Consider the following 26993-nt stretch of genomic DNA (forward strand, 5'->3'; position numbering starts at 1 on the left):
GGGCTCCTTGTCATTAAGCGCTATGTGCACGCTGGGCATAGTCGTTGTTAAGGCGATAAAGGCCGGCATCGAGATCGTTATCGACGTACCAGAGCAAGTCTTCGGGACACGTCAAACGGTGAGGACTCATCCATTGACCGATGGAATAAATGCTTTCCACGAAGCGAAACGGGAGCTGCGTATCTCGCGCATTCGCGACGCTACCCGGCTCGAACTGCTCTGAGATGGCGCCATAACCGACCGGAATCGGCACCAACCAACCGGGGTAAGGGCGACGCACTTCCCAACGCACCTGCTCACTCTCGGAATCGACATGGCATTCGTGGTTGAGGCGCGAAAGATCGAGCCAGGCATCCAGCGCTGTCGCGTTTTCGTCTTTGGCTTGAAGCGTCTCGGTGTGTTCAGCCAGACGGTCATCGCGTAACACCAAGGCAAACCCTGGCAACCAACGGCGCTTCAAACGCTTGAACTGTTTTTCACGTTCACTCGAGTCGTCATCCAGCGCGATCCACACCGGGTGTTGCCGGTCAGGAGAAACACGAGAATTGGGCATCACACTGCCACCCGCAATGCGCATCCCGGCCACGATATTCCCCGCCTGTTGCGCAATATGCTGGCGCTGTTCGTCCGAGGCTTTGGCATCGATAGCGAATATCAGGGTGATATCCAGGTGCATGCGCCCTTCTTCGACAATCGACGCTGTACCACCGGTTTTATCGACAGGGTTACGGGTAAGATGAAAGGCGCGGGTATACCCGCCCTCGGTCGCTTGCGCCTCGACGTCATGGCACACCACCCCGACACGCTCTAACGATACGTTGATGTCCGCTGCGGCGAGCTTGCGTTCCAGCGCTTGCATCATGCCCACGAAAGCACTCATGGCCGGAAAGCCCCACGTCATCGGGCTCGAAATCGCATTAGCGTTTTGTACGCGAAGACGCGGCAGTACCAGAAGGTTCTTGACGTCACTCATCGTCTTCACCTCCTTGAAGCTCATCCAGGTCATCGAGTTCTTCCATTAGAACGGCCATCCAGCGGCGGTCCTTATCCAGCAGTCGTTGATGAGAAGCATCTTGACCGAGCTCTTTCTTCCAGTGACGAAACTCGACGTCTCCTAGTGGCAACTTGCCGCCGAGTTCCGCATTGAGCCAGTTGGCAAAACGCTGGCGAACTTCGTCGGGCCAGCCAGATCCATGGCGTGCTTTACGAAACTCGGCATCCTCTTGTGCACGCCCAGGATCAAGCCAGAAGGCTTCTTCTACGGCCAGACGGCAGCTTTCATCCGCACTCCAGCCTGAATCGAGGCTATGCATCTGCATCGTGAACAACACCAGCTCATCCATGATCATGGCGGTGTAGTCATCGTGGAGATCACGTGTATGCATATCCGTGTTGGGATTGGTTTCCAGAAACCGTTTCAGGTCACCGACCAATGCCCGTACGCCCTTGCGTCGGCCGAACATTCCACGGTGGGAAAATACGGAGTCCATCTTTAATGGCGGGTTGATATCACGCGAGTTCCAAGTAGGCGGCAATGACGCTAATAAATAATTATTACCGCCTCGCTCGCTATTCAATTGCGAGATATTTTGCGGTTTGGTACCGCCCATCTTTTGTGCAGCAATATCAGGGTAAGCATGAACTTCTTGCTCGCTCAGCTTGCCTTCACGCTTAGCCTTTCGGGCCTCCTTGGCCGCGTCACTGAAGCGATCATGGTTGATCGTCTGGAATACGTGATGCGCCAGCGAGGTCGCATAGAGCGGCGCCAGCAGATGGAAGTCGTCATTATCGACCGCATCTTCGCCTGTCAGCCAATACACCTGCTTGGCAAGGGTGTGAGATACTGCGCCAGGCTGTGCTAACTTAGCAAATATCTTCGCTAAATTTGCCCCATCTTCTTGACTACCACCGATTGCCTGGCAAAACTCTTGATCACCTTGCATCGCAAGGTCTAAAAGCCGCTCCCCATTCGGCGCAGAAAGAAGCAGAAACTTGTATTCGTTCAACTTATAAGCCGCATTACCAACAACATCTACAAAATAGCCACTCCCCAACGAGTCTGTACTAACAAAGTTCAATCCATCATCACTTCGTTCTCGAAACCAAAGGTTAGTGCCTCTAGCATCAGGGTGGGTAGCCTTGACTGTATGCGTTGCAAACTTTATCGGATTCTCACCTCGCATAGATGATTGAATCCTTTTTGCAGCGTCGTTGAGCCAGGCATCACGTTGGAACTGTTCAACCAACGTTTGATACTTGGGGTCATCGGTAGCCAGCTTTTCCGCTTTGGCATCGAAGCGTTCTTTGATGAAGCGCTCGATGACCTCGCGTATCCCTGCTGCTTGTTGTGTCATTGCCATAGATCACCTTAATCGACACACTCATTGAGTTAATAATAATTTACCGTTTACCTTATATTGCTTTATTGACCAATTCACTCATCTCTTCTTCACAAACCCCAGCACGGGGTGGTAGCGCCATCCATGCGTGCTCTCGAGTACGCTGACGGTGCCAAACGTCCGTGCAGCTCGATCAAGCGAGATATCCAGGTCCTCGGCAAGGTCGGCAAGCGTGGTCAGGTAGTCGTCGGCTCCCCAGGGTTGAATCCTGTCGCCTTGCGTCGTCGCCAGATCGATTCGCGTCAACAGGCTCTCTTCCACTTCCACGTAGAGTGTTTCGCCACGCTTGGTGCCATCTTCCACGCGGTGCAGTGTCCAGGTTTCACCGCCTTCGTCGGGTAACAAAGCGAGTGCCACGTCCGTCTGCGCTTGCTGGCGAAATGGCTGACGCTGGATCAAGACACCGGTCAAGTGCATGTGCGGGACGACATACCAGCTATAGGCTCCCAGTGGGGATAATGGCGGCGTTTTGCCCAACCTGAGTTCTTTCTTGGTCAACGGTGTCGCGGGTTGCTCGATCATCTGCGTTATCAACCGCTGATGCTCCAGGTCCACCAGACTGTCACGAGGCTGCAAGGCCTCACGCGAAAGCACACGCGGGCGGGCATCAATGACCTGGTATTCATCCGGCGAGAGCAACGCGTTCAGCGAGTGATTATTGAGCCGCCAGGACTCGTCAGTCTCGAACCCTGGTCGTTGGAAGGCGAGGCGCCCAGAATCCTCCAGGTGTTTGAGGTTGGTCTCCAGGAGTTGGATATTCGGTGTGTCGCAGCGCTTGTCTCGATGGCGCCAGACACGTCCGGCTAGCTGAATGATCGAGCGCATGGAGGAGGGCTCGACAATCGCCCAGTCGTAATCATGATCCCGCCCGACCTCGGTGACCGGACTCCCAAGCACAATAAAAAGGTGGTCAGCTTCGTTACTGCCATCGAGTAAACGCCGAATGTCGGCCTGCTCGAATACGCGATCCGGCTCGGCACGTTGCAGCGTTTGGTCCAGACGTCGTTCTATCGCCGAGCGCATGACGAGCGGATGGCGAGAATGGTAGACACACAGGTGAATCCGCTGGTCATCGAGGGCGCCCAGTTGAAACAGTTCGGTGGCGACGTCTACTAGTGGGTCGATATTGGCCATGCGTATCAGGCCAAAGCTCACGCGCTTGCCCGTTACCGGGTCGCAAGAATGGTGACGCTCGTGTAGTTGAGCGGCTTGGTCACGTAGCAATGCGGCCAGGCCAGTGCGGATTTCTTCCGGCCGTTTTCCCAGAGGCGGCATGGGGATGAGCTCCCCCCGTCGCCGCACAGGGCTGTCGGCCAAGCGCTTGAGCCGACGTGCGGCAAAGGCGGCATGCGCGGCGCTGAACGCGTCGCCATCGGCGCAGTCATGATGCTGACGGTCATTTTCGTCGAACCACGCACAACAAATGTCCACCGGCAAACCAGGCTCGCCGCGATGGCGCTGGTACGCTTCGCGCCCACTGCGGTAGGCGTCGTACAACCCCCGCACCAGAGCGGGGGGCAAGGTGGCCGATGACAGCAATACACGCGAGCCAAGCAGCCCCGCCCAATGGACCAACCGTGTTAGCGCGGGTAGATCGTTAATATCGAAGTCGTCGATTTCATCGAGCACCAGGTCACTGCTCATCAGACGCAACATGGGGACGATTTGCTGGCCGCCTCGCGTGCTTTCGGTCGCCGGCACCAAGTGATCCACGGTGCATACTAGAATGGGGGCGGCCACCAACGAACGCGTCCCTGGCTCTTCTCCCAGCCGTTTGAGCAGCGGGTGACTCTCGAAATTACCCTCGAACACGACGTGAGCATCTTCATCGATCAACCCCTGTCGAGAAGCGGAGCCGCTGGCCTCGGCTTCGCGCTCGTAGTGGTCGAAAAGGGCCTTGTTGGCACTACCGCCGACGCGCACCGCGAGTTCGTCTTCTCCCAAATTGAGGCGTTCACGCAAGGCTTGGCCAGTTTGCAGCGTGAGCGTGCGCAGCCCCAGCGCGATACTAAAGCGTGCGCCCTGCTCCGGGTCGGCCAGCGCATACATGATACGTCCGTTGGCCAGTGTCTTACCGCAGCCCGTGGAGGCCATGTTGATACCGAAAAAACCTTGGCGCTGGCTGCGCTCACGCAGCGACTGGGCAAGATCGAACGCCTTGTCCTGCCAGCGGAAACGCGCATGGTTACTGCGTTTGCGGAAGCCTTTATGTCGTGCCAGACGTGGCAGATGGCTATCCACACTGGGGAGCCCCCGCGCCACCACGGCCGCATGCTTCTCGACACCCAGGATGTGTTCGTCCAGCAATTGATTGGGTTGCCCCGTCTTGCGCACGGTATTGGCGACCAGCGGATACTGCGGCTCACCGGACACACGGTGCGTAGGGTCTTCGAGACTTGAGTAGTGATGATCGGCAAGCATCAGGCACAGGCGGGAGAGATGCATGACATAAGGGCTATCGAGCCAATTCGTGTCATCGGATAATCGCGCCAGTAGCCGTTTCGCCTGCTTGGCAGCCCGCTCCCGCCAGCGCCACGTGTCCACCGGTAGGCCATGCTTGAATTGCCAATAGGGGGTGATGCGTGCCGGCTCTTGCGTCGAGGGAATTTCATTCCATTGCGCGTCGATGAGCCCTAGCAGATCATCCAACTGCTCCATTTGGAGCGTGACATTGCGGCTCCCCCAGCGTGTCGACGGGTCCGACGTGTCGTCGGGAGGCTTGAGAGGTAAACGATGATGGCTAATGACCAACCAGCCAAGCGCCGCCGCCAACGGCGGCAAGCGGCGGAATATGGCGGAGGGCGCGGCGTCGAGCCCATCGCACTCCAACGCCTCTAGCCAATCTTGCGTCTGATAGCCGCCTTCGGCGAGCCGCGTTAACCAGGTCGCGTCATCGTCATTACCGACGAAGGCTTGGAAAAGCCGCAGCGACACCCACTCATGGCGGTATAGATTGCGCCCATCCAATTTCCCTTGCAGACGTTGCTGGAACGCTTCGGTCGCTTTCCCCAAATCGTGCAAAAGCGCCGCCATGGACGCCAGCAACAGTATATCTTCGCCACTGTGCCAGTCGTTTTCGTCTTCGCGGCGGAGAATATCGCGCGACGTCGTATTGGTCGGTACCGCGCCCTGTAGATTGAAGCGCTTGGCATCACCGACAACCCATACCAGTTCGCTATGGTCATGGCCACGAATCCAGTGGCACGCCACGGCGGTATTCTTGCGCGCTGTCTTGCGTAGCAACTTCCTTAATGTGTCGAGCCCTTCGAGGGTAATCGGGGTTTGCCAGGTACGCTCTCCCCGGCGCTCGGCGAACTGATCAAGAATGCGCCGCGTTTCCTTGAGCGCGTTCTTGTTGCACTGGGAAACCAGCAACACATTCATGTGTCAGGCCCTCCGAGGTCGAGGGCCACGGCTTTGAGCGTATCGATCATGAAGTCGAGGGATTCGGTACGCGTCAGCCGTTCGATACACGCTTGGCGAAATTCCTGTTCCTCGTCACCTCGCATGGCCGACAAGAACGCCTGCGGGAGGATGATGGCGTCCTTGACCAGGTCCGCGACATCGAAGACCAGGCCGCCCCGGCGAGTCTTGCCATGCAATACCGCCAAACCATGGGGAATCCCCAATACCCAGGTCGCCGTTGCCGCCAGCCCGTAGGCGAGGTAATTACCATGATCGAGAAACCGATTCGCGGGGTCGGTCCCACTGCCACGCTTGGCACGCGTGAACTGGCCATACGTCACCGCTTGAGCCGACAGCCTGAACAGCGTCTTGGTCAAACGCGCTTCGAGCGTCAGTAATTCCACGTTATCGGACGCACTGACAATCGCTTCTCGATGTTGTGCCAATGCATCACTCAAATGCTGCGCTGATATGTCAAAACCCGCTTCCTTGAGCGGCCGGCTTTGCCAGAGCGATTCAATGCGCGATAACCGCGCCATCTGAAAAGCGCGAGCCGCGTCGAGGCGCTTGTCATCATCGAACCAGAAGCGCACCCAATGCTGTAGATATTCCGTAGGCCGATATTCACTCTGCGGGGTTAACCAGGCGACATCCACGTCCACTTCATTGGCCGCGAACAGCGGCGTACCGCCACCACCGCAAAAGCCGACCAACACACCGGCCTTGGCCAATTCGCGCATCGCCGCCTGGGTAATCGAGGTGCCGGTCCCCAGCAGCAGCGATGTCGTATTGGCTATAGGGATGTTCCAGTAACGCGACTGCTTGCCCTCGTCGGTGACGTACTCGACACGACCGCCATTGACCAGGACCCGGCAATGCTGGAGGTAATACAGATTCGCGCGTTTCGAGTGCAGGATCGTCTTTAGATCCGACGGTGATAAGTCATCCATGGAACCTCCGGCATTGGGGTAGCGACTACAACCGCTTACGCTCTGTTACCCTCATATAAGCAAAGTCGATTGAGCCCGACTACCCCATGGATAAAACACCAGGGGAATTTTCCGGCCGGTTGCGCAAGTAAAAGACCAAGGGGATCGTCATGAAGGAAACGTCTTTGCTCGCTTGGGACACGCAGGCGCGTTATCACGTCATCGAACTGTTGGCGTACTGGGAGGGACGCGTCACGGCCTCCGCGCTGCGCGAGGCCTTTCAACTGGGCAAGGACAGAGCCCAGCAAGTGCTACGCACTTATCGCGAGGAAGTCGCGGTGGATAACCTTGCCTACGATACTTCTCGCAAGGCTTGGATGCCGACACCACAGTTCACCCCATACTTCATTCGCGGCCATGTGGATGAGTATTTGCACCTGCTCGGCACGCACGATGCGTTGAATCCACAGTTCGTGGGGCTTGGTCTGGGCGCGGCCAATACGGAGTCGGTGCCAATGCCAATTCGCGATGTCTCGCCCGAGGTCGTGCGAGCCGTGGTCTCGGCGGCGCGTGAACGGCAGCGGCTAGAGGTCGTCTACGCGAGTTTTTCATCACCACGCGGCGAGGATAGGATCATCGCCCCGCATACGCTGGTCTATGCCGCGGGGCGCTGGCACGTCCGCGCGTATTGCGAGAAGAACGCAGCGTTTCGCGACTTCGTGTTATCGCGCTTTCGCGGCGTCCCCGAGGCCATCGGCGATGCCTTGCCCGCCGCGGCCCAAGAGAATGACGAAGACTGGGAGCGCCGCCTGACACTGGAGATCATCCCCGATCGGCGCCTCAGCCAAGCGGAACGCGAGCTCATCGCGCAGGACTACGCCATGGAGGAACACATGCTGGCGATCACCTGCCGACGTGCGCTCGCCCAATACGTGTTGCGCGAATACGGCATCAACCATCGCCACGTGGAAGGCGATCCGCGTGCCCAGCAAATCGACCTCGGCAATCGCGAAGCCCTGCGCCAGTGGCTTTATTGAGGCGAGCGACACCTGCGTTTGCGGGCGCTTGGACGATAAAGCCTGGCGCTTTGAGATTCGCACATTGATGACACGCATATGGCCAAGTCACGCGAAAATGGTCTCGCACTGTACGGTTTATTTTGCGCTATCTTTGACATAGGATTCTATCTTCCTAGCGCTGCAACGTCGGCAAGATAACGTGCTGAACGTATCGCGTTGGACAACATTATTCAGGAGTAAGGTCATGAAACGTCGCGTAACGAGCAGCCGTACCCTGCGTGCAGCAGGCTCCGTGATGGATGTTTGGCCAGTCGAAAACTACGCCCAATACATGCCCAAGGGCAGTGATCAAGAACGTATTGCCCAACATTGGACAACTGTTGGCAGTCACCTCCGTTCAGCCTTGAGCCAATATGCCTTCCACCACACCGCCAAACGGTGAGCAGCCTTCTCAACGCGACCTCTCCCTTCAAGACGGGCAACAGGTCGACGAGCTCATGCGCTGACGAATAGCGCTTCTTGCCTAGATTATGACGTTACCATTCTCTGAAGAAAGCTGCGTCCAGCCGATTCTCGGCATTGGGTATTGCTCGCCTCTACCACGCAAAAACCCCCGATCGCATCGCGACCGGGGGCAAGCATCTTGATAACGAAGGTCGGCCGCGCATAACGGCCGACCGGGCACGCCTTATGAAGGCGGCTGTTCCGGGCTGTCGGGCATGTTGATGTTGCCCGGCTCTATCCGGTTGAGGTGCAGGAACTGCATGTGCAGTTCGTACTGGTCGAGGATGTCGCTGATCACCTGATCGCGGGTGTAGCCCATCAAGTCATAACCCTGGCTACCCTCGAGCAGATAGACTTCCAGCCGGTAATAGCGCGAGTCGGCATGCGGCGCATGCATCGCGAACCCGGGCGTCGAGAAGCCCTGACTCCAAACCTGGTAGGTGAAGTTCTGCTCGTCTTCGAAGTCGACGTTGAGCGACATGTAGTCGTCGCCGTTCTGCACGCCTTGGTGAATCTCGGCCGACACGCCTTGCTCCTGCAGCGAGTCGCGCACAGCTTCCATGGCAGGCTTGCAGGTCTCGTCCATGAAGCGCCGCGCCTGCTTCTTGCCCGGGAAGCTCATGGCACGCCGGAGACGCTGCTGCCAGTTGCGGGAGTCGCGCTCGCCGCCACCGGTACGGCCCGAAAGCTGGCCGGCCAGGCTCAGGCGCCGGCTGTCTTCCTTGAAGGCCTCGAGCTTCAGTGCCTTGAGCAGGCCAGCCATCATGAAGAACAGCACGATCGAGAACGGCAGGCCGGTGATCACCACCGCGCTCTGCAGGGTACTCAGGCCGCCGGCGAGCAGTAGCGACAGGGTCAGAATGCCGATCACCGCCGACCACAGAATGCGCATCCAGATCGGCGCATCGCTGTTGACGTTCTTGAGCTTCGAGGTGAAGTTCGAGAGGACCAGCGCCCCGGAATCCCCGGAGGTAATGAAGAACACGATCGCCAGGATGCTCACCGCCGCGGTGGTCAGGATCGGCATCGGATACGATTCGAGGAACAGGTAGATCCCCGCCGGCGGGTTGTTCATCACCTGCTGACCGAACTCGCTGGCACCGTTCATCGCCATGTCGATGGCACTGTTACCCAGCAACGACATCCACAAGAACATGAAGATGATCGGCAGCGTCATGGTGCCGAGCACGAAGGTGCGGATCGTCCGCCCCCGCGAGATACGTGCCAGGAACAGCCCGACGAACGGCCCCCACGCGATCCACCAGGCCCAGAAGAACAGCGTCCAGCCGTTCAACCAGCCGGTCGGCCGATCGAAGGCATAGGTATTGAACGACAGACTGACGAAGTTGGACAGATAGTCGCCGATGTTCATCACCAGCGCGTTGAGCAGGAAGATCGTCTTGCCGGCGAACAACACGAACAGCAACAGCAGGACCGCGAGCAGGATATTGAACTCGGAAAGACGACGGATGCCGCGCTCCACCCCGGTCACCGCGGAAATGGTCGCGAACAGCACGATGCCCAGCACCAACACCACTTGCGTCCAGGTGCCCTTGGGAATGCCGAACATGTAGTCCAGCCCGAAATTGAGCTGGATGACCCCGATCCCCAGGCTGGCGGCGATGCCGAATACCGTGCCCAGCACGGCGGCGGTATCGACCACATGGCCGATCATGCCGTAGATCCTGTCGCCGAAGATCGGGTAGAGCGCGCTACGGATGGTCAGCGGCAGATTGTGCCGGTAGCTGAAGAAGGCCAGCGCCATGCCCACCAGGGTATAGATGCCCCAGCCGGACAGGCCCCAGTGCAGGAAGGTCAGCTCCATGGCGTGGCGGGCCGCGGCGACCTGGTCTTCAGGCGCGTTGGGCGCGTTGTAGAACTGCGTCAGCGGCTCGGCCAGGGCGAAGAAAATCACGCCGATGCCGATCCCCGCAGAGAACAGCATCGCCGACCACGAGAAGATATTGAAGTCGGGTCGCGAATGCTCGGGCCCCAGGCGGATACTGCCGTAGCGTGACAGCCCCAGGTAGATCACGAATACCAGGTAGATCACCACCGTCAGGAAGTAGTACCAGCCGAAGGTATTGGAGATCCAGCCGAGGATGGCATTGATGATGGTGCTGGCCTGGTCGGTCGCGACCATGGCCCACAGCGAGAAGGCGACGATGCCGACCACCGAGCTGTAGAACACCGGACCATTGAGGCGATCGCGTTCCGGCGCCTCTTTAGTGGATTGTGTCGTCATAGGAGTTCCTGATTTAGGTTCAGGCAAGGTTTGCGTTCACGGCAGCGGGCGCACGACTCGTGCATGCCGCTTTTACTAGCTTAGAAGCAATACAGAAAAGTGCCGTTTATTGAACAGGCGTATAAAGAAAACAATTCTTTATGCCTCAGTCAAGCCTTGTGCCGCGTATCGGCCATCGCGCATAGAAAAACTCATGCCCCATCGCCCACGGGCGAAGCAAGTGCATACTTCCCCCTCTTCTACCGAAAACGTTATCCTATTTCGTTCATGCCCTTGATCGGGCGCTTTTCCAGCCTCGACGATCTCCCTGCCGAAAAATCGAACGAAGCGCTTGGCAAGCGTTTTGTTATGTTATAACCTTTTGAGCTCGTTTCGAGGAGTCGTCATGTCACACCGTCACCGCCCGGATGGGCCTTGCCATTTTTCCCTGATGTCGATGGGCGCCGGACGTCGCGTGCTGTTGGCACTGTTGCCGCTGGGGCTGCTTTGGCTGGCCGTGGCGTGGGCGATGGGAGCCTTTGCATGAGCCGTTTGACGCTCGAGGATCTAACCCTCGCCCAGGGCGGGCGCACGGTGCTGGAGCATATCAGCGGGACGTTCGAGGACGGCGCGATCACCGCGCTGGTCGGCGCCAACGGGGCCGGCAAGAGCACCTTGATCCAGGCGATCATGGGATTGCTGTCGCCGCTTTCCGGCCAGGTGCATTGTTCCATGCCCAAGGAGCGCCGCGCGTGGTTGCCGCAACAGCTGGCGCTGGATCTGACCTTTCCGATGAGCGTCGAGGAGCTGATGCTGACCGGACGCTGGCCCACCCACGGCACCTTCAAGCGCTACGGGCCGGACGACTATCGCCACATGCATGGCGTCATGCAGCGGCTAGGGCTGAGCGGCCTGGCACACCGTCCGCTCGGCGAGCTTTCCGGCGGCCAGCGTCAGCGCGCCTTGCTCGGTCGCACGTTGATGCAGGAAGCGGAGCTCTTGCTGCTCGATGAGCCGTTCGCCAACGTCGATACGCATACCGTGGAACTGCTCTGCGGCACCCTGCGTGATATCGCCAATGCCGGCGCCACGGTGATCGTGGTCCTGCATGACATGGAACAGCTGGCACGTCTGGCAGATTGCGTGATGCTGCTGGCGGGCGGCCACGCCCAATGGGTCGAACCGGAAACGCTGCTCGAACGTCACCATGCTCCCGCGCGCCGCCATGCGCATGCCCAGGCACCCTTCATTTCCCTGAACCTGCCGGACGTACCGCCATGCTCGACCTATTGACCACGCTGGATGCATGGCTCATCGCCCCGCTGACCGATTATGCCTTCATGCGCCGCGCTCTGGTGGGCGGTCTGGCGCTGTCGCTGGCCGCGCCGCCGCTGGGCGTGTTCCTGATGCTGCGCGGCATGAGCCTGGTCGGCGATGCCATGGCCCACGCGGTGCTGCCGGGCGTGGCGCTGGGCTTCGTATTGGCAGGATTCTCGCTGCCGGCGATGAGCCTCGGCGGTCTGGTGGCCGGGCTGCTGGTGGCCGGGCTGGCGGGTAGCGTGTCGCGCATGACCGGCCACCGCGAAGATTCGGCCATGGCCAGTTTCTATCTGATCTCTCTGGCACTGGGGGTCATGCTGGTCTCATTACGCGGGAGCAGCGTCGATCTCACCCATGTGCTGTTCGGCTCGATCCTCGCCATCGACGATACCGCGCTGTGGCTGATCGCCTCGGTAACCAGCGCCACCCTGCTGGTGCTGGCGCTGATCTTTCGCGTGCTGGTGGTGGAATGCCTGGACCCGCTCTTTCTGCGCGGTCAGGGCATTCGCGGCGGCCTGGTGCATGGCGTCTTCCTGGGGCTGATGGTACTCAACCTCACCGCCGGCTTTCAGACCCTGGGCACGCTGATGGCGGTGGGCTTGATGATGCTGCCCGCCACCACCGCGCGTTTCTGGTCGCAACGGCTCGAAGGCCTGATCGGGCTGGCGATCGTCATCGCCATGCTGTCGAGTGCCGGGGGCCTGCTGCTGTCTTACCACCTCGGTCTGCCCTCCGGCCCGTGCATCATCCTGATCGCCGGCACCATCTATCTCGTCTCGGCGCTCTGCGGCCGCCATGGCAGTTTGCTGGCACGCCTGCGCCGTCGCGCCGCACCGCTGGAAAAGCACGAAGACACCTGCACGTCGTCATGAACGCTTCATGGGCCTGACCGGCCTCGTCCATCGATAAGAGGAAGTTCGCATGTCCAAGTCTTTCACCTTACTGCTCGGCGTCGCCGCCCTGACGCTGTCCGGTGCGGCCCGCGCCGAGGCGCCGCTGAGCGTCGTCGCCAGCTTCAGCATTCTCGGCGACATGGTCGAGAACGTCGGTGGCGAGCATGTCGACGTCACCACGCTGGTCGGGCCGGACGGCGACGCCCATGTCTTCTCCCCCAGCCCCATCGATGCACGCGCTGTCGGCGAGGCGGACCTGTTCGTCGTCAACGGGCTGCACTTCGAGGGCTGGCTGGACCGTCTGGTGGAAGCCAGTGGCTACGCAGGGCCGGTGGTCGTGGCAAGCCGGGGCATCGACGCCCTGAGCTTCGACGAGGAGCGCGACGAGCACTCTTCGGATCATGAAGGTCACGACCACGACCATGACCATGACCATGACCATGACCACAGCGAGCATGCGGGCCACGACCACGGTCCGGAAGACCCACATGCCTGGCAGGACCTGCAAAACGGCAAGCAGTACGTGGCCAACATCCGCGACGCGCTCGTCGCGGCAGACCCCGAACATGCTGCCGACTATCGACGTAACGCCAAGGATTACCTCACGGCCATCGACACGCTGGATACCGAGGTCCATCGGCGGATCGACGCGATTCCCGAGGCCAATCGCGTGCTGATCACCAACCACGATGCCTTCGGCTATTTCGCCAACGCCTATGGACTGGACGTGCTCTCCCCGGTAGGACTCTCCACCGCCGCACAGCCCAGCGCCGCCGACATGGCCAAGCTGATCCAGCAGATTCAGAAACGCGACGTCAAGGCGCTATTCCTGGAAAACATGACCAGCCCCGCCCTGCTCGAGCAACTGGCCGAAGAAACAGGCGTGACCATCGGCGGCACGCTCTACGCCGGCGCCCTGGCCAGCGACGGTGAAGCCAGCACTTACCTCGGCATGTTCCGTCACAATGTCGAGACGCTGACCGAGGCCTTGAAGGAGTAAGCGCCGTCGTGTCGGCAACTCAGGCATCGAGCGGATGCGGCGGGTGCTCGCGCTGATCCGGGGGTGGCGGGAAGTACTGATAGAGCCAAGTTTCGCTCAGGGTGTCGCCGTCGCCTTCAAGGACCATTCTCATGTCGATGGGGTCGGTCGAGGCATCCGTGGGGTACCAGTCGAAAAGCACGCGGATGCCTTCGAACTCCTCGACCTGAAAGATCTGAATATCGCTGGTTCTGCCCCCCGATATTTCCAACTGCGCGATGATCGGCGGACCGTTCTTGGCAATGTTCAGGATATCGCCGCCGATGTAGTCCACCGCGAAGCGCCGTGCCCATTGCCGTGGATAGTGCTCGCCAGGCGCCCAGCCTTCGGGAAAGCCCCCCATGCCACTGCGCGTCTCGCGAATGCGCGCCAGTTCAGGGCGTACCGGCGGTAGCGCGCTCCAGTACTGGCGATAGGCGAAGGTCAGCGAATCGCCGGGCTCCACGGGCGCCGCGGGTTTCCAGAAGGCCACCACATTATCCATGGTCTCCCCGGTGGTGGGGATCTCCATCAGCTGGATCTCACCCTTGCCCCAGTCGCTGCGCGGTTCGATCCACAGGCTGGGACGCTCGTGATAATTGCCGATCACGTCTTCATAGGCCTCGAAATCGCGCTCGGTCTGCAGCAATCCGAATCCCTTGGGTGACTCATCGGCGAAGGCGTTGTACTGCAAGACCGGCGGATTGTTGAGCGGTCGACACACCCACTCCCCGTTGCCCCGCCACATCGTGAGACGGTCGGAGTCGTGAATCTGCGGATGAATGGTGTCGCACATGCGGCGCTGGTGCGTGCCACAGCTGAACATGCTGGTCATCGGAGCAATGCCCAGCTGCTCGATGGCCTCACGCGGGTAAAGATGCTTTTCGATATCGATCACTACCCGCGTCGGCTGGCAATGAATCACGAAACGATAGGCACCGGCCACCTTGGGCGAATCGAGCAGGGCGTAGGCGGTGAAGCTGGTGCTGTCCGGGGCGGGGGTCTCCAGCCAGAAGCGCGTGTAGGTGGGGAACTCCTCATCCACCGACTCGGCGAAGGTATTGACCGCCAGGCCGCGTGCCGAGATGCCGTACTGATAGGTATCGTCCACCGCGCGGAAGTAACTGGCGCCGAGAAAGGAGACGATATCGCGCTCGGTCAGCGAAGGAACCTTGAAAACGCGGAATCCGGCGAAGCCCAGGGTATCCTCGCCCTCGAGCTGGGCGACGTCGACTCCAGTACCTGCGTAGTCGAACATGGCCGTATCGAAATGGATCTCGCGCGCCTGGTGCGAATCCGGGTCGAGGGCATACATGCGCACGGGTTGATTGAAACCCATGCCCATGTGGAAAAACTGCACGTCGAGCTTGCCATCCAGGTCATGCCACAGCGAGTGCTCGGCATCGTAGCCGATGGCGTTGTATTGCTGAGGTGTGAGGGTCGCCAGGGTCTTGGGCAGCTCGCGCATGTTGTTGCGATACGGCGCGTTGGCCATTTCACGGGCCAGGCGCTGCAGCCAGTCGAAACTGAAACGGTGTGCCTCGCCGTCGGCGATGTCGGGCATCTGACGCGTCGCTGCCCACAGCGGCGCGGCGGGCAGTCCATACAAGGCCGCCAGGGCCAGTGAGCGTTTGAGCAGGGTTCTGCGGTCCATTATCGGGGGCCTTCCTCTACCAAAGTGGGCGTTTCCTTGCCACGTGCCTTCCTCTGACGTTATCCCACACCGGCGGTTCCCGCATCATGTCCCGCTTGCGTACTTTCAACGTAACCGCGCGCCTGGCGGACACGCGCAAAAAACCCGGTGCCGTGCGACACCGGGCGGGCGACGCTGGTCGTGCAGCACACCGTTATTGGCCGAGCTCCCTGGAGCGTTCCGGCTGAACGACCTCGATCCAGTAACCGTCGGGGTCTTTGACGAACACCACGTCCTTCATCTTGCCCTCGTCGGGACGCTTCTTGAATTCGACCTGGTTGGCGTCGAACCACGCCACCGCAGCGGGCAAGTCCGGCACCGAGAAGCAGATATGCCCGAAGCCCTGGGGCTCGGCGTTACCGTCGTGGTAGGCGAAACCTTCCTGGTCCTCGGTGCCCCAGTTGTGGGTCAGCTCGAGAATACCCTTTTGCGAAAAGGTATACACATTGCGCTCGGCGGTGTCTTCCGGCACGGCGTCGTTGTCATCCACGTTGGCCAGGAAGTACAGCGAGAACTGCATCTCCGGGAAGTCGAGCTTACGCAGCACGCGCATGCCGAAGACGCGCGAATAGAACGCCAGCGAGCGCTCGGGATCCTTCATGCGCAGCATGGTGTGGTTGAAACGAAAGCCCTGGGTTTCGGCCGACGGCGTCTGCACGCCGGGATACTGTTCACCCTGGAAGCTCATGGCATCCTCCTGATCGCGGGAATGTAAGTCGGTGTCCGGTTGGAAAGAAAGATGAGGGCGTTGGATGAAATTTCCAGGGGGCATCGGCTGGCATGAGCCTGCAGCATTAGACAAATGTCCCACGGACTGAGATAATTCGCAGACTAATATTTATCTGGCTTTTTCCCTGATCGCCTCGGCCACATGGTCGGGGCCGGATATCGTTATGCTGCGCATTTCCACCGATCATTGGCTATTGGCGTTACGTACCGTGCTGGCCGTCTGGCTGGCATTGTTCCTTGCCTTGCGCCTCGATTTGTATCAGCCCGCCTGGGCCATCCTCGCGGTGATGATCGTCACCCTGCAGCCGGTGATGTTCACCGGCGGCACGCCGCCCATCGGCATCATCATCGGACGCGGCGTGGCACGCTTCTTCGGCACCCTGTTCGGCGCCATCGCCGGGCTGGTACTGATCGCGCTATTCGGCCAGCAGCCCATGCTGTACCTGCTTTTCGCCGGCGCCTGGCTGGCGTTCTGCATGTATTGGGTGATGCTCGAGCAGGACGAATACCTGGGTTACGTGATGATGCTGAGTGGCTATACCGCCACGCTGGTGTCGCTGACCGCCCTGGGCACGGGCGTCGAGGGGATCTGGAGCATCGCGCTGGGACGCTTCACGGAAACCGCACTGGGTATCGGCTGCGGCGTCTTGATGCACCTGCTCATCGCACCGCGTTTCGGGAGCCGGGCTCTCCCCGAGGCGCTCTCGGGGTTTCTGCGAAGCGCCGCCGAGGAAACCCTCGCGGCCCTGGACAGCCCACGCCCCCGCGCGACGCAGGACGCACGTCTCAAGACGCTGCTCGGCTCTTATCAGCAGTTCGAGAAGCTGCGCGGTCTCACCCGCCTGGAAACCCGACGCTTGAGTCGTTTCATTCCCGCGCTGGATCGCTTCGCCAGTGACAGCTTGGCGCTGATCACGGCCGTGCGCGAGCTGGAAACCGCCCTCGACTACCTGCGCGCCTGCGAGGATGGCGAGCACTGGCTGGCGCAATTGAACGCACATGCCGCGCCGCTGCTTACCACCATCGCCGAACAGCCGGCCGGCGAGCCGCAGGAAAAACTCACACTGCCGGATTTTGCGTGGGCCCCGGAGCGCGTGAGCCCCCGCAGCCGGGTGCGCGCCGAACTGGCCCGTCAGCGCCTCGGGGAAGTGCTCGGCCTGCTCCAGCACGGCCGGCGCCTGCGCCATGCACTGAACGCGCCGGCCTCGGCCCGGGTGCATGCCCTGCCCCGCGAAAAGCGTACCCGTACCACGCACAACGAGCACTTCGTGGCCCGTTACAACGCCCTGCGCGTGTTCGTCGCCTTCGAATTGCTGGGCCTGTTCTGGATCCACAGCGGCTGGCACTCCGGGTATCTCGCCATGATGCTGCTGGGGGTGTTCACCATGCTGTTCGCCAAGGCGCCCAATCCCGCCGCCGTGGTCTATCAGTTTCTGTGGGGCACGCTCGCCGCCGTCACCCTGGGCGCGGTCTTGCTGTTTCTGATCCTGCCGGTGATCAACGGATTCCCGTTGCTGGCCATCGCCATCGGCATCCCGGTCATGATCGGCACGCTCCTCACGCCGCGTCCGCGCTGGGCGGCCATGGGCCTCTCCGGGGCCATCACGCTGATGACACTGCTGAACCTGCACAGCACCTACACCTTTTCGCCCACGACCTACATCAACGGTGGCCTGGCCTCGTTGATCGGCACCACCACGGCGATGTTCACCTATGCCCTGATGCGCCAGCGCTCGCCCGCCGAGCGCATACGCACCTTGCTCGGCGCCTACTGGCGAGGCGTGGCGCGCTTGATGTGCGAACCCGCGTTGCCCAACCGGGCGCGTCTGGAGAGTCGCCTTTACGACCGTTTGGGCCGCCTGGTGGCACTGGGCGGCTCGGATGACACGCTGCGCGAGGCGCTCGACCTGCACGCCCTCGCCCTGTGCGTGTGGCGCATTCGGCGGCTGCGCGAGGAACTCGGCCCGCACCGCCGGGAGCTCGAGGCCTGGCTGGATGATATTGGCCAGCGCCTGGTGGTACGACGGCACCATTCGCCCGAGGTCTGGCACGCACTTTCCGATCAGGCCCGCGAATGGGTCGACCGCTTTTATCACGCGCCCCGGCTCTCCGTCGCCACCGCGGGGGAAGTCGCCATGCTGGGGCACCTCATGCGCGAGGCGCCCGGCGTGACGCTGGAGGCCCAGGCCGACGACGACGCCCCGACCGCCCCGCATGATCGCCATGCAACGCCGCCCCGACAGGAGACGCCGCATGTTCGCTGAATGGACGTTTCTCGGCTTTCTGATGCCGCCGCTGGCCGTTCCCGTCCTCGTCACGCTCGGCCTCTACCTGCTGCTGCGGCGCGTGTTCACGCGCCTGGGTGTCTATCACTGGTTCTCGCAACCGGTACTCGTGGACATCGCACTCTACGCCCTGTTGCTGTGGTCGGTACTCGCCCTCGCCGGTGCCCTGCCGATCGCCCACTCACAAGAAGGATGACGCCATGACGCTCTCCCCGCGCGCGCAACGCTTCGTGCGGCCGCTGCTGACCCTGGCGATACTCGCGCTCGCCGTGATCGCCATCGCGCAGATCTGGAACCACTACATGCATGACCCCTGGACGCGCGACGGCCGCGTTCGGGCCGACATCATCAACCTCGCCACCGATGTCTCGGGCCTGGTCGAAAATCTGCAGGTCGAGGACAACGACTTCGTGCATGCCGGCGACGTGCTGTTCACCATCGACAAGCAGCGCTACGCACTGGCGCTGGCCGAGGCCCGCGCCAACCTCAACCAGCTCGAGCAGCAACGCGCGGAAGCCAAGGCCGCCAATGCCCGGCGCCAGAAGCTTGGCGACTACGCCTCGCAGGAAGACCGCGACGACGCACGCTTCGCCTATTCCAGCGCTCAGGCTCAGGTCGAGCAGGCCGAGGTCGCGGTCGAACAGGCCAAGCTCGATCTTGAACGCGCCACCGTGCGCGCCCCGGTCGACGGGTACGTCACCAACCTGCTGCTACGCCCCGGCGAATACGTCTCGGCCGGCGAGGACGCCATCACCCTGGTCGATGCCGGCAGCTTTCACGTCCTCGGCTACTTCGAGGAAACCAAGCTCGACGCCATCGACATCGGCGCCCCGGCGCGCATCCAACTCCTCGCCAGCGACACGCCGCTGTGGGGTCACGTCGACAGCATCGCACACGGCATTGCCGACAAGAGCCTCGACAGCCAAGGCACGGGGCTGGCGAACGTCAGCACCTCCTTCGACTGGGTCCGGCTCTCGCAGCGCATTCCCGTGCGCATCGCCCTCGATGAGGTTCCCGAAGACGTCCAACTCGCGGCGGGCCTCACCGCCACGGTCTATCTCAACGACACGCGCAGCGAACACCGGCAAGCCCCGGACTGGCAGCGCGCCCTCACCCGCTGGTGGGAATCGCTGGTCAGCATTTGAGGCCTGCCCCGCTCACGGTGGTGGACTGGTCGCGTCAGCGGGGCGCTCATCGCCCCGTCAATGTTTCATCATCGGTCTCGGTTTCCGGTTCCACCGCCATTTCCAGCGCCAGTTCCAGTTGCCCTTCTTCCTGCGCGGCTTCTTCCGTCCAGGCCGTGCCCAGCGGCGTGGTGTCCGAGGCCACCATTACGTAGTGGCCCTGCTCGGGCGATTCACTGGTGGGATAGTGACGAATGCAGTAAAGCCCGAACAGCACCATGACGATGTGCATGACGGCCAGGTCCCACAGGAAACCATCCGGCCCCAGCCATTCCATCAGCACCCCGGCGCTGGCCGGCCCCAGAATCGCGCCGATGCCCAACGCCAGAACGAGACTGGCACTGGCCGCGACGGTCTGCTGATCGGTGAGAAAGTCATTGGCGCAGGCCAGAAAGATCGAGTAGAGCGTGAGTGTCGTCGCGCCCAGCAGCGCCCCGAGCAGCGTCAAGGCCATCGGCGACCAGCCGCCGACGAGCGCACCGACCAGCGCCAGTATTACCGCGACCAGGGCGACGCCGACGATCACCCACTGGCGATCGGCCTTGTCGGACAACTTGCCCAGCGGCCACTGCAAGATCGCGCCACCGAAGATGAAGGCGCTCATGAAGACCGAGACCTGGGCGACGCTCAAGCCGCTGTTGGTGGCGAACACCGCCCCCATGCCGAACACGGCACCATTGGTGATACCGGTCATGAAACAGCCCACCGTGCCCAGCGGCGACAGCCGGTACAGCGTGCGCAGGCTCATCGCCTCCGGCTGGCTGAGTTCGGGCTGCGGCGTGTAGCTGATCAAGATCGGCACCAGGGCGAGCGAGACCAGGATCGACACCAGCAGGAACAGTGCCATCCCCGAGGGGTCGGCACTGCCCAGCAGCAGTTGCCCGCCGCCCATGCCGAGATAGCTGATCACCATGTAGATCGCCAGCAGACGTCCCCGGAGCCGGTTGGAGGCATAACCGTTGAGCCAGCTCTCGGCGACGACATACAGCCCCGCATAGGTGAAACCGGTGACGAAGCGCATGGCCGCCCAGATCAGGGGATCGACGAACAGGGCATGAATCAGGATCGCCACCGAGGTGATCGAGGCCAGCGCGGCGAAGACCCGCACGTGCCCGACCTCGCGCAGCTTGCGGGGCGTCAGCACCGAGCCGACCAGAAAGCCCACGAAGTAGGACGACATCACCAGCCCCGTGACCGTATTGCCGAAATCCGCCGCCGAGGCCCGCACCCCGAGCAGCGAGCCCTGCAGGCCATTGCCCATCATCAAGAGGCCGACGCCGAGCAGCAACGTCCATAGGCTCCAGGCGGCGGACAAGGTGGTAGGGCGGCGAGCAGTCGTCGCATTCATCGCATCGATCCGTGGTCAGTGAGTTAACATGGCTCTCTCAGGATAATCCCCCTTGCTGGCGGGGAACATGACGCCGACATTTCCGGTTGAGCAAGACCAGGGCATCCGGTAACATAATTAGCAAACTAACTAAATAGTCCGACACGAGGTTACATGAACGCCGTCATCGAACAGCTCCAAGCCCATCGCTCGATCCGCCGCTTCACCGATCGCAAGATCGCGCCTGAATTGCTGCGGGAACTCATCCAGGCCGGGCAAAGCGCCGCGACGTCCAGCCACGTGCAGGCCTACAGCGTCATCCACGTGAAGGATCCGGCCAACCGCGAGACCCTCGCCGAACTGGCGGGCGGGCAGGACTACATCGCCACCTGCTCCGACTTCCTGGTGTTCTGCGCCGACATGAAGCGCCCCGCCGAGGCCGCCGAGCGCGCCGGCGCCGATGCCACCCGCGGCATGACCGAACAGTTGCTGGTCGCCAGCGTGGACACCGCGCTCATGGCGCAGAACGTCGTCGTGGCCGCCGAGTCCGAAGGGCTGGGCATCTGCTACATCGGCGGCATTCGCAATAACCCGCAAGCCGTGAGCGACCTGCTGCGCCTGCCCGCGCATGTCTACCCGGTCTTCGGCCTATGCCTCGGGTATCCGGATCAGACCCCGGAGGTCAAGCCGCGTCTGCCGGTCGAGGCCATCCTCAAGGAAGACTACTACCGTGACGATCAGGCTCAGGTCGACGCCTTCGACGCCACCATGCGCGACTACTACCAGGCGCGCAGCAACACGCAGAAAGACACCACCTGGTCGCAAAACCTCACGCCGTTGTTCGAGCACAAGGTGCGTCCGCACATGCGTGACTTCCTCGTCTCGCGCGGTTTCGAGATGCAATGAATGACGACCGCGCCCGCCCTCGCGTGACACGGGCGGGCGCAACGGTCATCGGCGGCTGTCTGGCTAGGCGGTCGTCGCGGCGCGCCTGGCCCCGCGACGTCGCACCCGCGCATCCACCACCGCCATGACGATCATCGAGACCCCCACCAGCGGGAAGATCACGCCGCCGATGGCGAGCAACGCCAGCACGCCGCGCAAGCGACGGGGATCCTTGGGTTCGGGGGGAATCCCCAGCTTGCCGCTCGGTCGACGCTTCCACCACATCACGCCCGACGAGACGCACAGCAGCACGATCCCCGCGCAGGCCAGCGCCAGGATCAACTGATTGGCGAGCCCGTATTGCTGGCCCATGTGCACATTGATGCCCCACTCCAGCGACTTGCCCAGCGGGCCGTAGTCGGCGTAATTCATGTCCAGCAGTGGCTCGCCGCTATACCGGTCCAGATGCACGACGCGCTGTCGTAAAAGATCGTCGGGGTAGATCGAACCCGTATAGACGCCGGAGGGACTGCTCGGCAGGCTGACGGCATACCCCGGGGCCAGCCCCAGCGCGTCGAACGCCTTCACCGCCCCGTTGAGGCCGATGCCCGGCGCGCCCTCGCGCCCAGGCGTCGATTCCGGCAGCCGCGCCTGCTCCAGCGACCAGGTGGTCATCTCCCGCGTCGCCAGACGTTCGTCGGAGATCGGGACGTTGACGCGCACGCCATCCGGATAGCCGAAGTTGTGACCGTTGGCGAGTTCGTTGACCTTGCTGCCCCACACCGTGGACCACGGCATGCCGGTCATCGCCAGAAAGAGAATGAAGCCCCCGACGAAAACGCCGGTGACGGCGTGAAGGTCACGCCAGAAAATCCGCTTCGCCGGGGTCGCACGTACCGACATCACGCCGCCGCGTCGGCCGCGCGGCCACCACAGATAGAGCCCAGTCAGCACGAGCAGGATCGACCAGCCGCCGACGATCTCGATGATCAGGCTCGCCGTCTCGCCGAAGTAGTGGAGGCTGTGGAGGGTGCGCACGATCCACATCACGCTGCCGCGATAGGGAATCGTGCCCGTGACCTCGCCGGTGTAAGGATCGACGTAGACGGCTTGCTTGCCGTCGGCGGTGGTGATGTCGACCTCCGCGGCGAGGTTGGAGGCCGCGGGTGGCACGTAACGAAACGCCTCGCCGGGATGCGCCGCCACCGCGGCATCCAGCTGTTGCTGCGGCGATATCGTCGGTGACGATTGTGTCTCGACGCGCACGATGTCCGCGTTTAGCCACTGGTCGATCTCATCCTTGAACAGATAAAGCCCGCCGGTCACCGCCAGCAAAATAAGGAAGGGAATCGCGATGAGACCCGCGTAGAAATGCCAGCGCCAGACCGCCCGATAGAGGTCGCTGGCGTCACGTGAAGAACGCGCAGAAGTACGAGACATGAAGCCCCCGAGTAGCGTGCCATGGCTACCGTTCGGTAGCCGAATCCATCCTATGGCCAACGACGCCGGCGCAGGCACGACATGCAGACGCGCCATGCTCGGTGTCGAGACCGCTCATGCGTGATGGCAGGCGTACGGCGGCGCACGGGTCAGCGCGTTGGGGAAGGTGGTCGTCACCGCCTGGGACGCGAGCACTCTCGGCACGCGCGGTGCGCTGACGGCGGCGTTGTCCACGACCGGGGCGGTGAACGCCCCCTCGATGACCGGGAAATGGCCGAACAGGGAGCAGTAGGAGCACTGATCGTGCAGGCCGACCGAGGCCACGTGACCGCCCCGCGTGTGGTCACCGTGCCCGGCCTCTGCATGCATCATCGCGTGCGCAGGCATCGCATCGTCCCGCAGGGAGGCACTGGCCTGCCCGACCACCGGGCCGCACACCACCAGCAGCATGGCGAACAGGCTCAGCCAGGCGGTAAAACGACGCAGGGACGTACGCGGGGAAAAAGGCATGGACTCGACCGTGGGGACCCTCAAACAGATGCCATACTAGCGCAGCACTGGCGTTAACACAGCCGGATGCGCGACAGTGAAAAGCGTCGTCGAACGCGCTCCCTGGACGCAACCCCAGCCGACAGCGCCTTCGCGTGCCATCATCAGGGAACGGGTGCGACAATCCGTCTCGCACGTACCTCGAACGAAGCGGCCCGCCAGTCTAAGCTCGACCATGCCACGGCTTGCTTCATCCAACCACGCAAGGAGCGTGTCATCATGCGAACCATCGGTCTGCTCGGCGGCATGAGCTGGGAGTCCACCGAGAGCTACTATCGGGCGCTGAACGAAGGCGTGAAACAGGCGCTGGGCGGCTTTCACTCGGCGAAGATCGCGATGGTCAGCGTCGACTTCGCCGAGATCGAGACCCTCCAGCGCGACGGACGCTGGGACGCGGCCGGGGAGGCGCTGGCCGCCGCCGCGCGCCAGATCGAGCACGCCGGCGCGGATTTTCTGCTGATCGCCACGAACACCATGCACAAGGTGGCGCCGCAGGTGGAAGCGGCCATCGACATCCCCCTGCTGCACATCGCCGACGCCACGGCCGAAAGCCTGGTCGCCGACGGCATCACTCGGGTCGGGCTACTGGGCACGCGCTTCACCATGGAGCAGGACTTCTACAAGCAACGCCTGAGCGAGCGTTATGGTATCGACGTGATCGTGCCCGACGACACGCAGCGCGAACGCGTGCATCGGGTGATTTTCGAGGAGCTGTGCCTCGGGCGCATCGAAGCCGCCTCGCGGGATGCCTTTCTCGCCGTGATCGACGCCTTGCAGGCGCGGGGCGCACAGGCGGTGGTTCTCGGCTGCACCGAAATCGCCATGCTGATCAAGGCAACCGACACTCAGGTACCGCTCTACGACACCACGGCGTTGCATGCCCAGGCCGCCGTGAACCACGCTCTCTCCGACGCCCTCTTGTCGGAAGACACGCAATAGCCCGGGAGGCGCCATGTCAGCAGACACCACGCACGATCGCATCAGCCTGCACCCGCATACGCATCGCGTGCGGGTATGGAACGGCGACATCTTGCTCGCCGACAGCACGCGCGCCGTCGAGCTACGCGAGAAAGGGTATCCCCCGCGCCAATACCTGCCCGAAAGCGACGTGCAGATGGCGCAACTCGTCCGCTCCACCACCGTGACGCACTGCCCCTTCAAGGGCGACGCCACCTACTACAGCACTGACGACCATCCCGACATCGCCTGGCAATACGCCGAGCCACTGACGGACATGGCGGCGATTGCCGGCCGGCTGGCGTTCGATGACGCGATACTGACGGTGCACGTGGACACGGCGTGAACGGGCGCACGCATGTGCCATCAGCCAGTCACGACGACGCCACGCGAACCGCCGTTGAAGCCTGGCGTCAGTGCACCACGTTGCGGATGAAGCGCAGCCGACCCGCGCCCTCGTTGCGGTAACGGTGGAACTGATCGCTGGGATAGACGTGAAAGTCACCGGCCCACTCACCAGCCGCATACAGCTCGACACCTTGATTCTTCGCCTGCATAGCGCCCTTCCTTAACACAAAATTTAACAAATTCTTATTAAATGTTTTCTCAATAATGCCGATAGGCAGGAATGAGCACGGCATACCGAGGCGCTTCTTCTACCAGACAATGCCATCGCTCTATTGATGACCACGCAGCACTCGCATCCTAGAGGCAGATCATGAAACCTAAATTTCTAACACTCCATACAATACTTCTCGCCACACTCCCCTTGGTATCAGGAGCGGCCCATGCCGGATCAACCGTTACAATCAAAAATCATTCTCAGCATGTCATGGAAAAAACGTCAGGTCCTTGGGGGCTTCCTAATACGATTCAACCAGGAGACACAATCACATACGAAATCACACATGGCGTCGTCATCGTCGATGACGAGTTCAAAGCAACCTATGAACGAAGGGATGGCCAAGGAGGATGTGAGTTCACTTCGAGAGTCTATACGGTAGAGTCTGGCTCGTATTATGTACCTGCCTACGAAAGCAGTGCCGACGACTCCGGAAATGGTGTTTATTGCAGGGATTACCTGAGTAATGAACGCTGGTCCAAACCTTACGGATATGAAGTCGAATTCAGTATTTACTAGGCATAAAACCCACTACCTAAGAATAGCATTCTAGAGAAGAACACCCATTGGGAGAAAAAAATGCAAACGTCGAGCTACGCTGACCTTATCTCAGACGCCACCAACCATTACAACCAAAAGTTGCTAGGCAAGGGCAAATTAACACATAATTCTATAAACAATGGCGCCTACTATGGACTTAACGCCGGTGACTCCCCCCTACTGGAAGGTAGCTCAAGCTCAACGCAAGGCAGTACTCAAAGCACATCTGTAAAGTTATCACCAACTGCCATGAAGCTCTCTGAAATTCTGCTTAAAGATAGCAACACATCCGGTGCTTCCGCCGGTTTCGATAGCTTCTTGAGCAGAATGAGAGAACAGCTTGACACTATGGGAGGCAAAGCCGATGTACTCCAGGTAAGGCCGAATAGCTTAGACGCAGGCCGACTTTCTATTTCAGAGCAGGCCACAAATTTCTTGCTTTCCAAATATTACAATACTGAAAGCGCATATCCACAGGCATCTTCCGAAAACCCCTTTGCCGGTTTGGATAGGCACTCCCTGTCAAAGATCGCATTTGACGATTCTGGCGACTTCGCTCCCGCAGAGCGTTATCTAGCTTTTCTTGAAATGGGAGAGAAGGATATCGACTTTATAAACAGGAATTTTGATCTAGCAAATGAGATGGAAAAAACTCAGGGAAAGGGCGCTAATTGGTCCCACCTAATAGGGACCCGAGCCGAGGAAAAACTGATTTCTTCGATGACCGAGGCTGAAAAAAACTGGCGCGGTGTTTCGTCTACTCCAGATACAGACGCACCACCCTCTGAACCTGATGCAAAACGACAAGATACCGGCACCTCTCCCATGACGACCGACATTCCTTCCCTACCCGCATATCAAAACGGCTTGGGAAATAGTGAAACGAGCTTCTTCGCTATTACAGAAAATGCTCAGGGCGAACACACGCTAGCCAGCGTTAACATCCAGGAGCTCATGCAAAACTCCCGCCATCTCAACCTATTGGACTCAACACTAAAAAGCCTTATGAATGACCAGCCTAATGAAGTAAACGATGGTTGGGTGCCTTATCAAAACCTTTTAGAAAAATAG

At 60.9% G+C, this 26993-nt stretch carries 25 protein-coding genes; 14 read left to right on the forward strand and 11 right to left on the reverse strand.

Going from position 1 to position 26993, the window contains the following annotated elements; translation table 11 throughout:
* Positions 1-13: 13 nt before the first annotated feature.
* From csy2 to cas1f, 4 genes are all read right to left on the reverse strand, one after another.
* Complete coding sequence (csy2, locus tag C8E00_RS10175; protein WP_133697395.1) at positions 14-973, reverse strand: type I-F CRISPR-associated protein Csy2; 960 nt, start codon at positions 971-973, stop codon at positions 14-16.
* Positions 966-2354, reverse strand: coding sequence for a type I-F CRISPR-associated protein Csy1 (gene csy1 / locus C8E00_RS10180; protein ID WP_243833160.1), 1389 nt, complete (start codon positions 2352-2354; stop codon positions 966-968). Before csy1 ends, csy2 begins: the two co-directional genes overlap by 8 nt.
* A gap of 84 nt (positions 2355-2438) precedes the next feature.
* A complete protein-coding gene (gene cas3f / locus C8E00_RS10185; protein WP_133697397.1) occupies positions 2439-5783 on the reverse strand; it encodes a type I-F CRISPR-associated helicase Cas3f in 3345 nt (1114 codons plus the stop codon).
* Positions 5780-6754 carry a type I-F CRISPR-associated endonuclease Cas1f gene (cas1f, locus tag C8E00_RS10190; RefSeq protein ID WP_133697398.1) on the reverse strand — a complete coding sequence of 325 codons (975 nt, stop codon included), beginning with the start codon at positions 6752-6754 and terminating at the stop codon, positions 5780-5782. The genes cas3f and cas1f overlap by 4 nt, the downstream gene beginning before the upstream one ends.
* A 149-nt stretch (positions 6755-6903) precedes the next feature.
* On the opposite strand from cas1f, the gene C8E00_RS10195 reads away from it, so the two are divergent.
* Together C8E00_RS10195 and C8E00_RS10200 are read left to right on the forward strand one after the other, a co-directional pair.
* Positions 6904-7770: a WYL domain-containing protein gene (locus tag C8E00_RS10195; RefSeq protein ID WP_133697399.1), complete on the forward strand. Its 867-nt coding sequence runs from the start codon at positions 6904-6906 to the stop codon at positions 7768-7770.
* A gap of 226 nt (positions 7771-7996) precedes the next feature.
* Positions 7997-8194 carry a hypothetical protein gene (locus C8E00_RS10200; RefSeq protein ID WP_133697400.1) on the forward strand — a complete coding sequence of 66 codons (198 nt, stop codon included), beginning with the start codon at positions 7997-7999 and terminating at the stop codon, positions 8192-8194.
* 246 nt (positions 8195-8440) lie between these two features.
* Here the strand turns inward: C8E00_RS10200 and betT are convergent, their stop codons facing one another.
* The gene (betT, locus tag C8E00_RS10205; protein WP_133697401.1) at positions 8441-10501 is read right to left on the reverse strand and encodes a choline BCCT transporter BetT; all 2061 of its coding nucleotides are present in this window, start codon (positions 10499-10501) and stop codon (positions 8441-8443) included.
* A 385-nt stretch (positions 10502-10886) separates the two neighbouring features.
* Between betT and C8E00_RS16615 the strand changes: the two genes are divergently transcribed.
* Genes C8E00_RS16615 through C8E00_RS10220 form a run of 4 tightly spaced genes read left to right on the forward strand, consistent with a single transcriptional unit; the run spans position 10887 to position 13693 of the window.
* A complete protein-coding gene (locus C8E00_RS16615; protein ID WP_164915593.1) occupies positions 10887-11027 on the forward strand; it encodes a hypothetical protein in 141 nt (46 codons plus the stop codon).
* A complete protein-coding gene (locus C8E00_RS10210) occupies positions 11024-11773 on the forward strand; it encodes a metal ABC transporter ATP-binding protein (protein WP_133697402.1) in 750 nt (249 codons plus the stop codon). Before C8E00_RS16615 ends, C8E00_RS10210 begins: the two co-directional genes overlap by 4 nt.
* Positions 11758-12672 (forward strand): metal ABC transporter permease, encoded by a 915-nt coding sequence (locus C8E00_RS10215; RefSeq protein ID WP_133697403.1) that lies wholly within the window; start codon positions 11758-11760, stop codon positions 12670-12672. Before C8E00_RS10210 ends, C8E00_RS10215 begins: the two co-directional genes overlap by 16 nt.
* Before the next feature lie 49 nt (positions 12673-12721).
* Positions 12722-13693 carry a metal ABC transporter substrate-binding protein gene (locus C8E00_RS10220; protein WP_133697404.1) on the forward strand — a complete coding sequence of 324 codons (972 nt, stop codon included), beginning with the start codon at positions 12722-12724 and terminating at the stop codon, positions 13691-13693.
* Between the two features lie 19 nt (positions 13694-13712).
* Here C8E00_RS10220 and C8E00_RS10225 read toward each other — a convergent pair whose 3' ends face one another.
* Complete coding sequence (locus tag C8E00_RS10225) at positions 13713-15365, reverse strand: OpgD/OpgG family glucan biosynthesis protein (protein WP_133697405.1); 1653 nt, start codon at positions 15363-15365, stop codon at positions 13713-13715.
* A gap of 193 nt (positions 15366-15558) precedes the next feature.
* The gene (gene gloA / locus C8E00_RS10230; RefSeq protein WP_035414938.1) at positions 15559-16092 is read right to left on the reverse strand and encodes a lactoylglutathione lyase; all 534 of its coding nucleotides are present in this window, start codon (positions 16090-16092) and stop codon (positions 15559-15561) included.
* 205 nt (positions 16093-16297) lie between these two features.
* On the opposite strand from gloA, the gene C8E00_RS10235 reads away from it, so the two are divergent.
* From C8E00_RS10235 to C8E00_RS10245, 3 genes are read left to right on the forward strand one after another with little or no spacing between them, the layout of a single operon-like run.
* Complete coding sequence (locus C8E00_RS10235) at positions 16298-18397, forward strand: FUSC family protein (RefSeq protein WP_133697406.1); 2100 nt, start codon at positions 16298-16300, stop codon at positions 18395-18397.
* Positions 18387-18614, forward strand: a complete 228-nt coding sequence (locus C8E00_RS10240) for a DUF1656 domain-containing protein (protein WP_166638297.1) — start codon at positions 18387-18389, stop codon at positions 18612-18614. The genes C8E00_RS10235 and C8E00_RS10240 overlap by 11 nt, the downstream gene beginning before the upstream one ends.
* A gap of 4 nt (positions 18615-18618) precedes the next feature.
* A complete protein-coding gene (locus C8E00_RS10245) occupies positions 18619-19563 on the forward strand; it encodes an efflux RND transporter periplasmic adaptor subunit (protein ID WP_133697408.1) in 945 nt (314 codons plus the stop codon).
* Positions 19564-19609: 46 nt separating this feature from the next.
* On the opposite strand, the gene C8E00_RS10250 is transcribed toward C8E00_RS10245, so the two are convergent.
* Positions 19610-20950: an MFS transporter gene (locus tag C8E00_RS10250; protein WP_133697409.1), complete on the reverse strand. Its 1341-nt coding sequence runs from the start codon at positions 20948-20950 to the stop codon at positions 19610-19612.
* A gap of 153 nt (positions 20951-21103) precedes the next feature.
* On the opposite strand from C8E00_RS10250, the gene nfsA reads away from it, so the two are divergent.
* Positions 21104-21835, forward strand: coding sequence for an oxygen-insensitive NADPH nitroreductase (gene nfsA / locus C8E00_RS10255; RefSeq protein ID WP_133697410.1), 732 nt, complete (start codon positions 21104-21106; stop codon positions 21833-21835).
* A gap of 63 nt (positions 21836-21898) precedes the next feature.
* Here nfsA and C8E00_RS10260 read toward each other — a convergent pair whose 3' ends face one another.
* Together C8E00_RS10260 and C8E00_RS10265 are read right to left on the reverse strand one after the other, a co-directional pair.
* Positions 21899-23254, reverse strand: coding sequence for a PepSY-associated TM helix domain-containing protein (locus C8E00_RS10260; RefSeq protein WP_133697411.1), 1356 nt, complete (start codon positions 23252-23254; stop codon positions 21899-21901).
* A 114-nt stretch (positions 23255-23368) separates the two neighbouring features.
* Positions 23369-23764 (reverse strand): DUF2946 domain-containing protein, encoded by a 396-nt coding sequence (locus C8E00_RS10265; protein WP_133697412.1) that lies wholly within the window; start codon positions 23762-23764, stop codon positions 23369-23371.
* A gap of 258 nt (positions 23765-24022) precedes the next feature.
* On the opposite strand from C8E00_RS10265, the gene C8E00_RS10270 reads away from it, so the two are divergent.
* Both C8E00_RS10270 and C8E00_RS10275 read left to right on the forward strand, forming a co-directional pair.
* Positions 24023-24742, forward strand: coding sequence for an aspartate/glutamate racemase family protein (locus C8E00_RS10270; RefSeq protein ID WP_133697413.1), 720 nt, complete (start codon positions 24023-24025; stop codon positions 24740-24742).
* Between the two features lie 13 nt (positions 24743-24755).
* Positions 24756-25106 (forward strand): DUF427 domain-containing protein, encoded by a 351-nt coding sequence (locus C8E00_RS10275; RefSeq protein WP_133697414.1) that lies wholly within the window; start codon positions 24756-24758, stop codon positions 25104-25106.
* 67 nt (positions 25107-25173) lie between these two features.
* Here the strand turns inward: C8E00_RS10275 and C8E00_RS10280 are convergent, their stop codons facing one another.
* A complete protein-coding gene (locus C8E00_RS10280) occupies positions 25174-25317 on the reverse strand; it encodes a cupin domain-containing protein (RefSeq protein WP_208291910.1) in 144 nt (47 codons plus the stop codon).
* 161 nt (positions 25318-25478) lie between these two features.
* Between C8E00_RS10280 and C8E00_RS10285 the strand changes: the two genes are divergently transcribed.
* The gene (locus C8E00_RS10285) at positions 25479-25901 is read left to right on the forward strand and encodes a hypothetical protein (RefSeq protein ID WP_133697415.1); all 423 of its coding nucleotides are present in this window, start codon (positions 25479-25481) and stop codon (positions 25899-25901) included.
* A gap of 60 nt (positions 25902-25961) precedes the next feature.
* Entirely contained in the window at positions 25962-26993 is a 1032-nt protein-coding gene (locus C8E00_RS10290; protein WP_133697416.1) for a hypothetical protein, read from the forward strand.

Source organism: Chromohalobacter marismortui (assembly GCF_004364315.1).
GTDB classification, from domain to species: Bacteria; Pseudomonadota; Gammaproteobacteria; order Pseudomonadales; family Halomonadaceae; genus Chromohalobacter; species Chromohalobacter marismortui.

Bases quoted from the DNA above. Each gene is read 5' to 3' on its own strand.
- C8E00_RS10280 (WP_208291910.1), bottom strand. From the start codon at position 25,317: ATGCAGGCGAAGAATCAAGGTGTCGAGCTGTATGCGGCTGGTGAGTGG.
- C8E00_RS10285 (WP_133697415.1), top strand. From the start codon at position 25,479: ATGAAACCTAAATTTCTAACACTCCATACAATACTTCTCGCCACACTC.
- C8E00_RS10220 (WP_133697404.1), top strand. From the start codon at position 12,722: ATGTCCAAGTCTTTCACCTTACTGCTCGGCGTCGCCGCCCTGACGCTG.
- C8E00_RS16615 (WP_164915593.1), top strand. From the start codon at position 10,887: ATGTCACACCGTCACCGCCCGGATGGGCCTTGCCATTTTTCCCTGATG.
- C8E00_RS10290 (WP_133697416.1), top strand. From the start codon at position 25,962: ATGCAAACGTCGAGCTACGCTGACCTTATCTCAGACGCCACCAACCAT.
- nfsA (WP_133697410.1), top strand. From the start codon at position 21,104: ATGAACGCCGTCATCGAACAGCTCCAAGCCCATCGCTCGATCCGCCGC.
- C8E00_RS10245 (WP_133697408.1), top strand. From the start codon at position 18,619: ATGACGCTCTCCCCGCGCGCGCAACGCTTCGTGCGGCCGCTGCTGACC.
- cas3f (WP_133697397.1), bottom strand. From the start codon at position 5,783: ATGAATGTGTTGCTGGTTTCCCAGTGCAACAAGAACGCGCTCAAGGAA.
- C8E00_RS10195 (WP_133697399.1), top strand. From the start codon at position 6,904: ATGAAGGAAACGTCTTTGCTCGCTTGGGACACGCAGGCGCGTTATCAC.
- C8E00_RS10235 (WP_133697406.1), top strand. From the start codon at position 16,298: ATGCTGCGCATTTCCACCGATCATTGGCTATTGGCGTTACGTACCGTG.
- C8E00_RS10265 (WP_133697412.1), bottom strand. From the start codon at position 23,764: ATGCCTTTTTCCCCGCGTACGTCCCTGCGTCGTTTTACCGCCTGGCTG.
- gloA (WP_035414938.1), bottom strand. From the start codon at position 16,092: ATGAGCTTCCAGGGTGAACAGTATCCCGGCGTGCAGACGCCGTCGGCC.
- C8E00_RS10225 (WP_133697405.1), bottom strand. From the start codon at position 15,365: ATGGACCGCAGAACCCTGCTCAAACGCTCACTGGCCCTGGCGGCCTTG.
- cas1f (WP_133697398.1), bottom strand. From the start codon at position 6,754: ATGGATGACTTATCACCGTCGGATCTAAAGACGATCCTGCACTCGAAA.
- betT (WP_133697401.1), bottom strand. From the start codon at position 10,501: ATGACGACACAATCCACTAAAGAGGCGCCGGAACGCGATCGCCTCAAT.
- C8E00_RS10270 (WP_133697413.1), top strand. From the start codon at position 24,023: ATGCGAACCATCGGTCTGCTCGGCGGCATGAGCTGGGAGTCCACCGAG.
- C8E00_RS10260 (WP_133697411.1), bottom strand. From the start codon at position 23,254: ATGTCTCGTACTTCTGCGCGTTCTTCACGTGACGCCAGCGACCTCTAT.
- C8E00_RS10215 (WP_133697403.1), top strand. From the start codon at position 11,758: ATGCTCGACCTATTGACCACGCTGGATGCATGGCTCATCGCCCCGCTG.
- C8E00_RS10200 (WP_133697400.1), top strand. From the start codon at position 7,997: ATGAAACGTCGCGTAACGAGCAGCCGTACCCTGCGTGCAGCAGGCTCC.
- C8E00_RS10240 (WP_166638297.1), top strand. From the start codon at position 18,387: ATGTTCGCTGAATGGACGTTTCTCGGCTTTCTGATGCCGCCGCTGGCC.
- csy2 (WP_133697395.1), bottom strand. From the start codon at position 973: ATGAGTGACGTCAAGAACCTTCTGGTACTGCCGCGTCTTCGCGTACAA.
- C8E00_RS10250 (WP_133697409.1), bottom strand. From the start codon at position 20,950: ATGAATGCGACGACTGCTCGCCGCCCTACCACCTTGTCCGCCGCCTGG.
- csy1 (WP_243833160.1), bottom strand. From the start codon at position 2,354: ATGACACAACAAGCAGCAGGGATACGCGAGGTCATCGAGCGCTTCATC.
- C8E00_RS10275 (WP_133697414.1), top strand. From the start codon at position 24,756: ATGTCAGCAGACACCACGCACGATCGCATCAGCCTGCACCCGCATACG.
- C8E00_RS10210 (WP_133697402.1), top strand. From the start codon at position 11,024: ATGAGCCGTTTGACGCTCGAGGATCTAACCCTCGCCCAGGGCGGGCGC.